Origin of the sequence: Bacillus sp. XT-2 (assembly GCF_025696525.1) — a bacterium.
Taxonomy (GTDB): Bacteria; Bacillota; Bacilli; order Bacillales; family Bacillaceae; genus Bacillus; species Bacillus halotolerans.
Window position 1 is genome coordinate 288,654 of record NZ_JAHVOC010000003.1, and the last position, 13,665, is coordinate 302,318.

General features: G+C 42.5%; 14 protein-coding genes. All 14 read right to left on the reverse strand.

The window, feature by feature from the left end:
* Positions 1–5: 5 nt before the first annotated feature.
* The 14 genes from cheW to fliM are packed head-to-tail and all read right to left on the reverse strand — an operon-like array spanning position 6 to position 13,634.
* Entirely contained in the window at positions 6–476 is a 471-nt protein-coding gene (cheW, locus tag KXD37_RS11165; protein ID WP_188323734.1) for a chemotaxis protein CheW, read from the reverse strand.
* A 21-nt stretch (positions 477–497) separates the two neighbouring features.
* The gene (cheA, locus tag KXD37_RS11170; protein WP_188323733.1) at positions 498–2,510 is read right to left on the reverse strand and encodes a chemotaxis protein CheA; all 2,013 of its coding nucleotides are present in this window, start codon (positions 2,508–2,510) and stop codon (positions 498–500) included.
* A gap of 5 nt (positions 2,511–2,515) precedes the next feature.
* The gene (gene cheB, locus KXD37_RS11175; RefSeq protein ID WP_188323732.1) at positions 2,516–3,583 is read right to left on the reverse strand and encodes a protein-glutamate O-methylesterase CheB; all 1,068 of its coding nucleotides are present in this window, start codon (positions 3,581–3,583) and stop codon (positions 2,516–2,518) included.
* Position 3,584: 1 nt separating this feature from the next.
* Positions 3,585–4,481 (reverse strand): MinD/ParA family protein, encoded by an 897-nt coding sequence (locus KXD37_RS11180; RefSeq protein ID WP_188323731.1) that lies wholly within the window; start codon positions 4,479–4,481, stop codon positions 3,585–3,587.
* On the reverse strand, positions 4,472–5,569 hold the full coding sequence (locus tag KXD37_RS11185) for a flagellar biosynthesis protein FlhF (RefSeq protein WP_101863335.1): 1,098 nt from the start codon (positions 5,567–5,569) through the stop codon (positions 4,472–4,474). Before KXD37_RS11185 ends, KXD37_RS11180 begins: the two co-directional genes overlap by 10 nt.
* Positions 5,569–7,602: a flagellar biosynthesis protein FlhA gene (gene flhA, locus KXD37_RS11190; protein ID WP_024121409.1), complete on the reverse strand. Its 2,034-nt coding sequence runs from the start codon at positions 7,600–7,602 to the stop codon at positions 5,569–5,571. The genes KXD37_RS11185 and flhA overlap by 1 nt, the downstream gene beginning before the upstream one ends.
* Before the next feature lie 32 nt (positions 7,603–7,634).
* Complete coding sequence (gene flhB / locus KXD37_RS11195) at positions 7,635–8,717, reverse strand: flagellar biosynthesis protein FlhB (protein WP_024121408.1); 1,083 nt, start codon at positions 8,715–8,717, stop codon at positions 7,635–7,637.
* Positions 8,717–9,496: a flagellar biosynthetic protein FliR gene (fliR, locus tag KXD37_RS11200; protein ID WP_024121407.1), complete on the reverse strand. Its 780-nt coding sequence runs from the start codon at positions 9,494–9,496 to the stop codon at positions 8,717–8,719. The genes flhB and fliR overlap by 1 nt, the downstream gene beginning before the upstream one ends.
* Positions 9,497–9,503: 7 nt before the next feature.
* Complete coding sequence (gene fliQ, locus KXD37_RS11205; RefSeq protein WP_010334259.1) at positions 9,504–9,773, reverse strand: flagellar biosynthesis protein FliQ; 270 nt, start codon at positions 9,771–9,773, stop codon at positions 9,504–9,506.
* Between the two features lie 14 nt (positions 9,774–9,787).
* Positions 9,788–10,453: a flagellar type III secretion system pore protein FliP gene (gene fliP, locus KXD37_RS11210; protein ID WP_024121406.1), complete on the reverse strand. Its 666-nt coding sequence runs from the start codon at positions 10,451–10,453 to the stop codon at positions 9,788–9,790.
* Entirely contained in the window at positions 10,446–11,105 is a 660-nt protein-coding gene (gene fliZ, locus KXD37_RS11215; protein ID WP_044155883.1) for a flagella biosynthesis regulatory protein FliZ, read from the reverse strand. Before fliZ ends, fliP begins: the two co-directional genes overlap by 8 nt.
* 14 nt (positions 11,106–11,119) lie before the next feature.
* Positions 11,120–11,482, reverse strand: a complete 363-nt coding sequence (gene cheY, locus KXD37_RS11220; protein ID WP_010334256.1) for a chemotaxis protein CheY — start codon at positions 11,480–11,482, stop codon at positions 11,120–11,122.
* 27 nt (positions 11,483–11,509) lie between these two features.
* Positions 11,510–12,646 (reverse strand): flagellar motor switch phosphatase FliY, encoded by a 1,137-nt coding sequence (gene fliY, locus KXD37_RS11225; RefSeq protein ID WP_106020705.1) that lies wholly within the window; start codon positions 12,644–12,646, stop codon positions 11,510–11,512.
* The gene (gene fliM / locus KXD37_RS11230) at positions 12,636–13,634 is read right to left on the reverse strand and encodes a flagellar motor switch protein FliM (protein ID WP_106020703.1); all 999 of its coding nucleotides are present in this window, start codon (positions 13,632–13,634) and stop codon (positions 12,636–12,638) included. Before fliM ends, fliY begins: the two co-directional genes overlap by 11 nt.
* Positions 13,635–13,665: the final 31 nt, after the last annotated feature.

Sequence of the window (13,665 nt, forward strand, 5' to 3'; positions counted from 1 at the left end):
TAAGATTAAGCTTGATCGGGCACAGCGGACTGAGATGATTCTTTATCCAAAACCGCATTTGCATCAATAATATTTAAGAGCCTGTTCTCTTGTTTTACAATCTGTTTAATCGACACATACGTGTCTTTTTGAGCACTTTCCGGAGCGGATTCTATTTCACTTTCATGTACTGTTATGACATCATTTGCTTCATCCACAATCCAGCCGACTTCAATATCACGATAAGCAATAATGATAATTCGTGTTTCATCGGTAATTTCATACTCAGGCAAGCTGAGACGCTTTCTTAAATCAATAACCGGAGTCACCACGCCGCGCAAATTGATCACTCCGCAAATATAAGGTTCAACGCCTGGCACTCTCGTTGGCTTTTGCCATTTCTCAATTGATTTCACCTGAGTGACAGAAATGGCATATTCTTTGCCATTTACCATAAAGACAATCATTTTTTCGCCTGTTTTAATTTCTGCAGTCATGTGAGACACCTCCTCGTATGGTTAAATAATCAGTGCATTACAATCGATAATGAGCGCTACTTCTCCGTCTCCTAAAATAGTAGCTCCGGAAATTGCAAAGACGTTTGTTAAATAATCTCCGAGTGATTTCAGCACAACTTCCTGCTGGCCAATAAAGGAGTCCACCACAAATGCAGTAGGTTTGTCGCCTTTTTTCACGACAATGATATGGAGCTGTTCCGCATCTTGTCTTGTATCTTCTATTTTAAACTCTTCTTTTAAATAAACGACAGGGACAATATGCCCTCTAAAATCGATTACTTCACGGTCATGCGTTTGCAGAATATCTTTTCTGTCTATAACTGCCGTTTCAATTATAGAAGAAATCGGAATCGCAAATGTCTCTTCTTCCAATTTGATCAGCAGAACTGAAATAATGGACAGTGTAAGCGGAAGCTGAATGCTGAATAGTGATCCTTGCCCTTCTGCAGATTTCACACTGACTGAACCGCCGAGTGACTCGAGTTTATTTTTCACAACATCAAGCCCGACACCCCGCCCGGAAATATCCGAAATTTGATCAGCAGTAGAGAACCCCGGAGCAAATATCAATTCATAAATTTCATTGTCTTCTAAGGTTTCAGCTTCTCTTTCTGTAATGACACCGCGCTCAAGCGCTTTTTCAAGGATTTTTTTGCGATTAAGGCCTGCCCCGTCATCCTCTACTTCAATAAAGACGTGATTTCCGCTGTGATAAGCTTTCAGCACAACTTTTCCAGACTCAGGTTTTCCTTTTTGCAAACGTGTTTCCGGAGACTCAATTCCATGGTCAATACTGTTTCTGATTAAGTGAACGAGCGGATCTCCAATTTCATCAATTACTGTTCGATCGAGTTCTGTTTCCGCACCGATGATGGAGAGTTCGATTTTTTTATTCAGCTCTTTTTGAAGCTGGCGAATCATTCTTGGGAAACGGTTAAAAACAGTTTCAACCGGAACCATTCTCATATTGAGAATAATAGACTGCAAATCGCCGGAAATTCTCGTCATTCGCTCGACTGTTTCAGTCAATTCATTGTGCTCAAGCTCTTTTGCAATCTGCTCAAGACGCCCGCGGTCAATGACAAGCTCTTCAAATAAGTTCATTAAAGAATCAAGCCTGTCGATATTGACACGAATTGTTTTAGACCCGCCTGATGTATGCTTCGACTGTTCATCGTTTTTAGCAGGCTGCTTTGGTTTGTCCTGCCTAACAGGTGCAGCAGCTGGTGTATCCGCCTGAGGCTCCTCCGGTTTTTCAGCTGGTTGTAAAGGCGAGCCCCGAATAATTTCAACATGCTCGACCTCTGAAACTCCGTTGATGATCTGTTCAACGTCTTCAGCCGTTTGATTCGTTAAGAAGCAAACCTGGAAGTCAGTGCCGAAATCTTCCGTCTCAAGCACTTCCGCACTCGGTATTGTTTTGGCTACTTCTCCGATCTCATTGAGCTTCTCAAAAACCATATATACACGAACCGCTTTTAACATACAGTCTTCTTTCAGAGAAATTGTGATTTCATACCGTTTGAAACCTTGCTCCTCCGCTTCTTCTATCACTGTTCGTTCAAACTCATCATATCCCCAATCAGATACTGAACCCTTCGCTTCAGCAGGTTCCGCTGAAGCAGCAGTCTCAGCATGCGCACCGTTCACGTCAAGCTTTGCGCTCACTTCAGAGATATCTCTTTTACCATCCCCGCCGTCAATAATAGACTGAACCATTGCTTCCAGATGATCCAGCGCTTCAAACAAGATATCCATCCAGTCTGATGTAACTGCCATATCTCCGTTTCGAAAAGCATCCAATACGTTTTCAAGCAGATGGGTTAAATGGGCTAAATCCGTATACCCCATCGTTGCGCTCATACCTTTTAGTGTATGAGCAGCCCTGAATATATCGTGGACGAGCTGAAGATCTGTCGGGTCTTTCTCTAAAAGGAGAAGCTTTTCATTACATGTTTGTAAATGTTCTTTACTTTCATCAATAAAGACATCTAAATATTGATTCATATCCATTTGAATCACACCCTCTCTTTTTTCACACAGCTTGTGATGGATGCTGCGATATCTTCCACATGTTTAATTTCATGAATAAGGCCCGCCTTAACGGCTGCTTTCGGCATCCCAAATACAACACAAGATTCTTCAGACTCTGCAATGGTTTTCACATTGCCGGACGCAAGCATGTCCTTAAGACCGGCAGTACCGTCACTGCCCATTCCGGTCATAATGACCGCTACTTTTTCATAGTCTGCAAGTTTGCCGACAGAACGGAACAAGTAGTCTGCTGATGGTTTATGACGGCTTGGCGTATCGTGATTATCAAGAACGATTTTAAGGCCGCCGCTGTTTTTGATAACGGATATGTTTTTTCCCCCCGGAGCTATGTACACACAGCCGTTAAGAGCTGCTTCGCCATCTTTTGCTTCCTTTACACGAATGTCAGACAGATGGTTCAGCCGATCAGCCAGAGAAGCAGTAAAGCCTTCAGGCATGTGCTGTACAACGAGTACAGGCGCGTTTAAATCCTTAGGAAGCTTTGGTATCACCTTTTGAAGCGCTCTTGGTCCGCCCGTTGACGTGCCGATACAAACAATATGTCTGCCTGGGCCAGATTTTGACTGACTCAATACAGGCTTAGCGATACGTTTAGGCTCAGGCCGAATGACCGCCGGAGCCGCAGCTTTTTGCTGGCCGGAAAGTCCGGCTGCGATGACCCGCTCAACTAATTGTTCTTTAATTTTGTATAAATCTAAAGATATAGAACCAGATGGCTTTGTGATAAAATCAAAGGCGCCTATCTCTAAACAGTTAATCGTACACTCTTTTCCTTGCTGGGTCTGGCTTGAAACCATAATGACCGGCAGCTGATAAAGCTCAATAATTTTCCGCAGTGTGTCTGTTCCATTCATCACCGGCATTTCGATATCAAGTGTGATAACATCCGGTTTCAGCAATTCTATCTTTTTAAGTGCCTCTTCTCCGTTTCTCGCAGTTCCGATTACTTCTATCTGCTTTTCCTCGGTTAGAAAATCACTTATCATTTTTCTCATAAAAGCCGAATCATCAACTACAAGCACACGAATCAAATTAAGCCCTCCTCATTAAAAAAGAAGATAATTTCTCAATAAATGTCTGTTTTTCTTCTTTGTGTCTAGTTTCTTCTCTTTCAAACAAGGCGTCCGCTAGGAGACGGACTGACCGGCTGGCTTTTGCCTGAGGACTTTTTAATAAAAAAGGAACCTGTTCGACAACTGCTTTGCTCACGATCCCGTCGTCAGGGACTGAACCGGCAAACTGAACCGCTTCGCCTAAAAACATGTGAAAGGTCCGGGAAAGGCGGATAAAAGCGTCAAGCCCTTCCTTTTGATCACGGCACCGATTGACAGCTACTTTCATTGAAAGCTGATTTCCTGTCAAAGCTAAATGTTTGACAGCGCTGTATGCATCCATAATGGCTGTAGGCTCCGGGGTTGTTATGATCAAAATGTCTTCTGCTGATAAAATAAAAGGCAGCTGGTCTTTTGATAGGCCCGCCCCCATGTCAAACAGTACATAATCGAACTGACTTAACGCATGAGAAAGCTCATTAGCAAAAAAGGTCCATTTTTTCTGGTCCAGCTGAAACATCACATCCAGCCCAGTTCCGCCAGATATATACCGAAGGCCCTTTGGCCCAGTAGATATGGATTGCATAAAAGGCTTGCGCTCAGTTAGAACGTCAATAATAGTCGCGGAAGACGAGTTTCCCATTAATATATCAATGTTCCCCATTCCGATATCAAGATCAATAAGCAGTACCTTCTTGCCTTTATCCTGCAGCGCAAGAGCCATATTTAAAGTGATGTTGGATTTTCCGACACCGCCCTTGCCGCTGATGACTGCAAGTGTTTTAGCTTTCTGTGCAAAAACAATCGGCAGATCGCGCTCACGCTTCTTCATTTTCGCCCGTAAAGTTGCTGCTTGGTCAAATCTGTTCATCTGCACAGCATCCCTACAAACTCCCGCGGCGAGACTGTCTGTATATCCTCCGGCACATTCTGGCCGTTTGTGATAAATCCGGCGCCTATCTTTGATTCTGCCAGTATACTGAATACAGATCCTAAGGAAGCAGTCTCATCTATTTTCGTAAAAATAAACTGATTGACAGGAACAGATGAAAAACGTCTGACAATTTGTTTCATATCTTCATATTTTGCAGTCGCTGACAAAACGAGAAATGACTGAATGCTGCTTTCAAAAGGAATCGTCTCTTTCAGTTCATCGATATATTGCTGTTCTCTGAAGTTTCTTCCTGCTGTATCGATAAATACATGATCATATTCAGCAAATAATTCTTTCGCCCGCTGAAATTCCTCTTTGGTATAACAGACTTCCAGAGGAGCCTGCAGCAGCTCGGCATATGTTTTCAACTGTTCAACTGCTGCAATCCGATAAGTATCTGTTGTAATAAAAGCAATTTTTTTCTGTTTTTCAAGCAGAGAAGACGCTGCTAGTTTTGCAAGCGTTGTTGTTTTACCCGCGCCCGTCGAACCAAACAGCACGATATACTTCGAACGAATGGGCTCCTGCCACTTGTCTGCTGGAGGTAGTGCCCCGCACAGTATATCCTGAAGTTTACCGGCCACGTTTTCTTCTGTCAGTCCGCCCGATTCAACAGAGAATCGCAGTATTTTTTTCATAGTACTGGTCTTAATTGATTCATTAACGCCGGTTTCTCCCAAAAGCTGTTCGGCTTTTCTGAGCGGTTCAGGAAGTACGGATTGATATGCTGAAAAATCACCTGGCTCAGATTGAGCCGGAATTTGAGGGATTATCCTCTCCTCTATTTTCGGACTGCTGACAGGAGGTTTTGACGTTTGTTTCGGCTCTGCTGCCTTTTCAGCTGTTTTTTTCTCAAGAAAATCTTGATCCAATACGGCAATCACTTCAACAGCCGGTTTTTTTAAAAGCCCGAACCATTTACGCTTATTGATTTTTTTGGAATTTAGTATAACCGCTTCATTGCCTAGTTCTTTTCTGATAAGCTGTGCCGCTTCTTGCATTGAAGCAGCAGTAAATTTTTTGATTTTCATTAAATATCCACCACTCCAATGCTTTGAACTTCGACATTAGCCTCAAGCTCGTTATAAGAAAGAACAGGAAGATCCGGAAAATATCGTTCCAGAAGCTGTTTCACATACATCCTTACAGGAGGCGAGCAAAGAAGAATCGCAGTCTCTTGCCGTATTGAGAGCTGTTCGGCTTCTTTTGCAACAGAGCGCACAATGCTTTCCGACACATCTGGTTCAAGCGACAAATAGTTCCCATGTTCTGTTTGCTGTACACCGTCAGCAATTGCCTTTTCTACACGGCCGGAACAAGTGATCACTTTTAACACTTCATTTTCTTTGGCAAACTGGGCAGTAATTTGCTTAGCAAGTGCCTGTCTTGTGTACTCTGTCAAAAGATCAGAGTCCGTTGTCAGTTTTCCATAATCGGCAAGCGTTTCAAAAATGGTTACCAAATTGCGGATTGAAACTTTTTCTTTTAACAGTTTAGCCAGCACTTTCTGAATATCTCCGACAGATAATGGATTTGGCGTAACCTCTTCCACCAGGACCGGATACGTTTCTTTCAAATGATCAATAAGCTGTTTCGTCTCCTGTCTGCCGATTAATTCATGAGCATGCTGCTTAATTTTCTCTGTAATATGTGTTGAGACAACTGAAGCCGGATCTACAACTGTATAGCCCAGCATGTCAGCTTCATCCTTCACCGATTCGCCAATCCATTTGGCTGGAAGTCCAAACGACGGTTCTACTGTTTCGATCCCTTCAATCAGGTCGTCTTCAGGCGTAGGCGACATTGCTAGATAATGATCTAGTAATAGCTCGCCTTTTGCTACTTCATTTCCTTTAATTTTCAATCGGTATTCATTAGGCTGCAAAGCGATATTGTCTCTGATACGCACGACAGGAATGACAAGCCCAAGTTCAAGCGCCAGCTGACGGCGAATCATCACAATTCGGTCTAATAAATCCCCGCCCTGATTAGCATCCGCCAGCGGAATCAGACCATAGCCAAACTCGAATTCTATCGGATCTATATGCAGAAGCTGCACAACACTTTCGGGGCTTTTGAGCTCGTCAACTTCAGCCTCTTCCTCAAGAATCTCTTCCACTTCTTCTTTTTCCTTACCTGTTTTAGATAGCGTATAACCGCCAAAAGCAAGCAGCCCTGCAAGCGGCCCTGTTAGGAGAATACCAATTGGAGTAAACAAGCCAAGAAGCAGAATAGTTGCTGCTGTAACATATAAGAGCTTTGGATAAGCGAACAGCTGGCCTGTGATGTCATGACCTAAGTTTCCTTCGGAGGCTGCTCTTGTCACGACAATACCTGTAGCTGTAGAAATTAACAGCGCCGGAATTTGCGATACAATTCCATCTCCTACAGTCAGCATCGTAAAATGAGAGGCTGCCTCTTGTATCGCCATGCCTTGCTGCAGCATACCGATAATGATTCCGAAAATGATATTGATCATCACAATAATAATTCCGGCAATTGCATCACCTTTCACAAATTTGCTGGCACCGTCCATCGCACCGTAAAAGTCTGCTTCTCGAGCTACTTTTTCACGGCGGTGTTTCGCTTCCTGTTCGTTAATCATGCCTGCGTTTAAATCAGCATCAATACTCATCTGCTTCCCTGGCATTGCATCAAGCGTAAATCTTGCCGCAACCTCGGAAACACGTTCCGCGCCCTTTGTGATGACGATAAACTGAATAATAATTAAGATAATAAATACAACAAGTCCGACTAAAACATTTCCGCCGACAACGAAGTTACCGAAGGTCTCAACAACCTTCCCTCCTTCGCCGTGCGAAAGGATCGAACGCGTCGTTGACACATTCAAGCCCAGACGAAATAAGGTCAAAAGCAGCAGCAGTGACGGAAAAATCGAAAACTGCAGCGGTTCTTGCATATTCATTGTGGTGAGAAGCACGATCAACGCAAGAGAAATATTAATAATGATCAAAATACTTAACAGCCATGGAGGAAATGGTATCACCAGCATTGCCACAATGAGGACAACACTTATTAAAACGGATAAATCTCTTGTTGACATGCTGTTTTTTCTCTCCTTTTGAATCGTAAAATTCAATTTACTTTTTGTTTCGTTTTAAATACGTAAGCCAAGATTTCTGCCAAGACTTTAAAAAACTCTTCCGGTACTGCCTGGTCAATTTCAACCTGATCATATAACGCACGGGCAAGCGGCCTGTTTTCTACCATCATGACATCATGCTCTTTAGCTATCTTCCTTATTTTTAATGCAAGGTGGTCAACACCTTTTGCAACAATGTATGGCGCGTCCATTTTTTCTTCGTCATATTTAAGTGCGATCGCATAGTGAGTCGGGTTTGTGATGATGACATCAGCTTTCGGCACTTCCTGCATCATCCGCCTCATCGCCATTTCCCGCTGTCGTTGCTTAATTTTAGACTTAATAATCGGATCTCCCTCAGATTTTTTGTACTCATCTTTTATATCCTGCTTTGACATTTTGATATTTTTCTCATAGTCAAATCTCTGATACAAATAATCGAGTCCGGCAAGAATCAACAAAGCCCCTGCTCCGCTCAGCCCCATCCACAGGGTGAGTTTTGAAACAAAGGAAAGTGCTTCTTCAGGTGTCAGAAGCGGAAGGCGGAGAATTTCTCCATAGTGCATCCAAAGCACAACAAACGCCGCAAACCCTACAACAGCAATTTTCAGTATCGATTTAAGCAGCTCTACAATCGCCCTCATGCTGTATATCCGTTTAAAGCCTTTTATCGGGTCCAATTTTTCAAGCTTAGGCTGGATCACTTCCGTAGAAAATAAAAATCCCACCTGCATATAGTTGCTTACAACTCCTGCAACAAGGGCAACAAGCAGAATCGGAGCAAGTACAATGCCAGTATCCTTTAATAAGCTGATAAACAGGATATGCACATTTGATTCTGAGAGCTTCATTGTGAGTGACTCCGTGTAAAATGTCTCTATAAATGACAGCAGCCTGTCTCTCATATACGGGCCGATCGCAATAAACGAAAGGAAGATGACTAATAATGAAACGGCGGTATTCACATCAGAGCTTTTTGCAACCTGCCCTTTTTTTCTAGTATCCTTCCGTTTTTTCGGAGTGGCTTTCTCTGTTTTTTCTCCCGCAAAAAATTGGAGGTCAATTCTTAGCTTCATTAAGAAACACCGACCAATGCTAAAAGATTCCGCATCGTTTCAATCGTTAAGCCGAAAACATTCCGAACAACGACGAAGATAACGGACATACATACGATGAGCATGATAAAACTGACGGCAATCTTTAAAGGCAGACCGACGACAAATACATTTAATTGCGGAACTGTCCGGGCCACGATGCCTAATGCAAGATCCACAAGAAACAAACTGGCCACAACCGGCGCCGACATTTGAAATGCGATAATAAACATTGCATTAAAGCTTTTGGCGATAAGATAAGCAAACTTTTCATCGCCAAAATTCGGAAATGCCTGATCAACCGAAATATACTGAAAGCTGTAGTAAATACCGTCCAGCAGCAAATGATGCGCATTGACACTCAGCATAAACAAAAGAGCCATCGTATAGATAAACTGGCCGATCAATGGACTCTGTGCGCCCGTTTGCGGATCGATAACGTTCGCAATTGAAAAACCCATCTGAAAATCAATAAATGAACCGGCTATCTGAACGGCAGCAATCATCATATAAGCAATCAAACCAAGACACAGACCCACCAAAGCTTCTTTAAACGCCAGCAGCATATATTGCTCGTCAACCTCCAAAGACGGAGGTTTATCAATCGTGCTGAAGCAAATGACTGCAAGAAAAAAAGCAAATCCGATACGATGAACAGCCGGAACGTTTCTGTGGCCGTATAGCGGAACCGTTACAAAAAAAGCAGAGATTCTAATAAAAACCAATAAAAAAGCAGGAAATAAATCAATAATCGAATTCATCACTGTATTACCCTGCAAAACGATTTAAATTAGAAAACAGCTCTGTTGTGAACGAAAGGATGGTCGACAGCATCCATGGCCCGAAAAAAATCAGTGCCAAGAGGACTGCCACGATTTTGGGAATAAACGCCAAAGTCTGTTCCTGGATTTGAGTTGTCGCCTGAAAGATGCTGACGATTAATCCGACCAATAAAGCGATCGCAAGCAGAGGCGCGCTGATCATCAGCGTTACATATACGGCTTTTTCCGCCATAGAAATTACAAATTCTGAATTCACGTTTAGCACCTACCCTAAAAGCTCTGAAGCAAAGATTTCACAATTAAATACCAGCCGTCTACTAAAACAAAAAGTAAAATTTTAAAGGGCAGAGAAATCATAACTGGAGGGAGCATCATCATCCCCATTGACATCAGAACGCTCGCCACTACCATATCAATAATTAAAAAGGGGATAAAAATCATAAAGCCTATTTGAAACGCTGTTTTGAGCTCCGAAATGGCAAAAGCGGGAACCATCGTTGTAAGAGGAATATCTTTTAATGATTCGGGTTTATCCATTTTCGCGTAATTCATAAACAGTGCCAAATCCTTCTGCCTTGTGTGCTTACTCATAAATTCTTTAATCGGTTCCTCAGCTTTTGTATACGCTTCGTCCAAACTGATTTTATTGTCCATCAATGGTGTCAGCGCTTCTTTATTAATCTCTGAAAAAGTAGGAGCCATAATAAAAAATGTTAAAAATAGCGCAAGGCCGATAAGGACCTGGTTGGGCGGCATTGATTGCGTCGCCAGTGAAGTTCTGACAAACGACAGAACGATGACGATGCGGGTAAAACAAGTCATAAGAATCAATATTCCAGGCGCCACTGAAAATACAGTTAACAATAATAGTAATTTAACAGTTGAACTGACGTTACCCGGATCGCTAGAACTGAAAATATTTATAAACTCATTCATGATGACGTGGGCCTTTCTTTTTTCCTTCTGAACGGTTTTGTTTTAGCTCTTCAAGCTGCTCTTTTAATGCTTTTGAAAATGAAGGCAGCTTTTGCTGCGGCTGATTCTCAGAACCCTTTAGGGGTTTGACAAGCTTTTGCCACTCTATTTTGCTTGACATCGCCTCTTCATGCTGGCTGAGTATGACTTCGATTTCCTTTTCATCCTCAATTTCTTTAAGGAGCTGGATCGTCTCTCCTACCCCAACGACGAGAACACTGTTGCCGACTTTAATCAATTGGATAGATCGGTTTTGGCCAACCGATGTTCCGCCGATATTTTCAACATATTGAAAAGGCTTTAGCAGCCGGTTTCTTTTGTTCATAAGCTTAACAAGCCCGTAAATCAGCGCGATGACAAACAATAAAGCGAAAATCATTTTCACAAAATCAAAAGCTGAAACAGAAGGAGCAGCAGCTCCCTCCGTCTCATCAGCAGTTTGTGTCGTTTTTTCTTTCTTTTGCTCTGGCTTATCTGCGGTCTTTTCCTCTTTCTTTTGAAACCATTCGTTTACAGTTGAATCATCAGATGCCGCCGCATCAGCAGCAAGCGGATGCACACTGAATAAAATGAAAAAACATATAAAAGCAATGAAACATTGACTCTTTTTCAACAGTCGTACACCCTTTAGCTTAATGTTTTGTTGATTGCTTCAAGTACACGGTCCGCCTGGAAAGGTTTCACGATAAAATCCTTAGCACCGGCTTGAATAGCATCGATAACCATTGATTGCTGTCCCATGGCAGAACACATAATGATTTTAGCTTGAGCATCAATTTGTTTAATTTCTTTTAGTGCAGTAATACCGTCCATTTCTGGCATTGTGATATCCATTGTAACTAAGTCAGGAGAATGCTCTTTAAATTTTTCTACAGCCTGAGCGCCATTTTCGGCTTCTGCCACTACGTCAAAACCGTTTTTTACCAAAATATCTTTGATCATCATTCTCATAAATGCTGCGTCATCTACAATTAAAATTCTATGTGCCATAATTTTTTTCTCTCTCCTCGTGTTTCTTTATTTTAAATTATTAATGCGTTCTGCCTGGCTTAATATGTCAGTGACCCTTACTCCGAAGTTTTCCTCAATGACCACGACTTCGCCTTTGGCGACGATACGCTGATTCACTAAAATATCTACCGGCTCACCGGCTAATTTATCAAGCTCAATAATACTTCCGGCTGAAAGTTCTAAAATTTCTTTTACGCTTCTTTTCGTTCTGCCGAGTTCAACAGTGATCGAAAGCGGGATATCCAAAAGCATATCCAGATTGTTTATAGGAGCTTGTGAGCTCTCATTTGGATCAAATGATGAAAATTCCACTGGTGAAACTTGAACAGGCGCGGCTTTCTTCGGTTTCCCCTGCCTTTTAGCCGGCGCTTGCTGCTGCGGTTCGTTCCGCGGCTCGGGCATCACAGGCTCTTTCGGCTGTTCATATGTAACCTCAGGCTCCGGCGTTGTTTCTTCAGCTGGACTTTCCTCCGTGTTCATAAGGCTCGAGATCAAATCTTTAGCAAATGTCAGCGGATATAGCTGCATGATGTTAGAGTCTATTAACTCGCCCACCTTCAAGCGGAAAGAAACTTTAACCAGCATTTCATCAGCAGGAATACGGTCTGTTCCTTTTTCTTCATTTACATCAAGCAGTTCTACACGCGGGGGTGAAATATCAATTTTTTTACTGAATACAGTAGACATTGACGTTGCTGCCGACCCCATCATTTGGTTCATCGCTTCTTGAACCGCGCTCAAATGGATCTCTCCAAGTGAAGGATCTGCACCTTTCCCGTCTCCCCCGATCATTAGGTCCGCAATAATCGCCGCGTCACTTTGTTCGACGACTAGCAGGTTGCTGCCGCTGAAACCTTCCGTATAATTCACTTCAATTGCAACATACGGTTCAGGAAACGCATCACTGATTTTGCTTCTTGGGATGACAGTTACGTTTGGAGTCGTAATATCAACTTTTTGATTTAAAAGCGTGGATAAAGCTGTCGCTGAACTGCCGAATGAAATATTTCCGATTTCACCGATCGCATCACGCTCCATGTCCGATAAGTCATGCACTTCCGTAGCCTCAGGCTCGTCAGGTGTGCTGCTCGTGCCGTTAAGAAGCGCGTCAATCTCATCTTGAGATAATCTGTTATTCTCCATCTTGTTCACCTCTTATGTCGTGGTCTAAAATTTGCACTGCCTGTTTTCGATTCACCCGGCCGGCTTGTCCTAAAAATTTCGGCTTATCTCCGACCAATACAGTAAGAGGATCTGTTACTGATTTGTCCAAAGTTATGCAGTCTCCGACTTCTAAACTTAAAAACTCTTCTATTGTCAGTTCAGATGTGCCGAGTTCGGCCACGACAGGTATTTGTGCTGTCATGATACGTTTTTCAAGCGACTTTGTTTCCTCAGGTTTCGGTTCATTTCTTTCTGATTGCATCCAATAATGGACCGAAAGCTTTGGTATGAGCGGCTCGAGGACGATATGCGGGATACAAAGATTAATGACACCGCTGATTTCGCCGATTTGGGTGTTGAGTGAAATAACAACAACCGTTTCATTAGGAGATACCATCTGAACAAATTGCGGATTCACTTCAAACTCAGTCATTTCGGGTTCAATATCAGCAATGGACTGCCAAGCTTCTTTATAATTTCCCAGTGCATTTTCAAATAAATTAGAAATAATTCTTGTTTCAATTTCTGTTAAACTATCAACCTTATTATGACTGATCCCGATGCCCCCCATCACACGATCCATCATCGTATAGGCAATTGTCGGGTTAACCTCCATCATAATTCTGCCTTCCATCGGATGGACATCGAATAAATTCAGGATCGTCATATTCGGTATGGATCGGATAAATTCCTCGTATGGAACCTGATCAACAGAGCTGACCGATATATGGATATATGTTCTGAGCTGAGCAGAAAAGTGAGTTGTAAGAAGTCTTGCAAAATTGTCATGAATTCTTGTTAAACTGCGGATTTGGTCTTTAGAAAACCGCAGCGCGCGTTTGAAATCATAAACCTTTACTTTTTTCTCTTTTTCTTCTTTTTTCAGCTCTTCAGCATCCATTTCACCCGTTGATATTGCAGAAAGCAGTGCATCTATTTCATTTTGGGAGAGAACTTCTCCTGACATTTTCCTCACCTCCGTATTCTGTCAAATTATG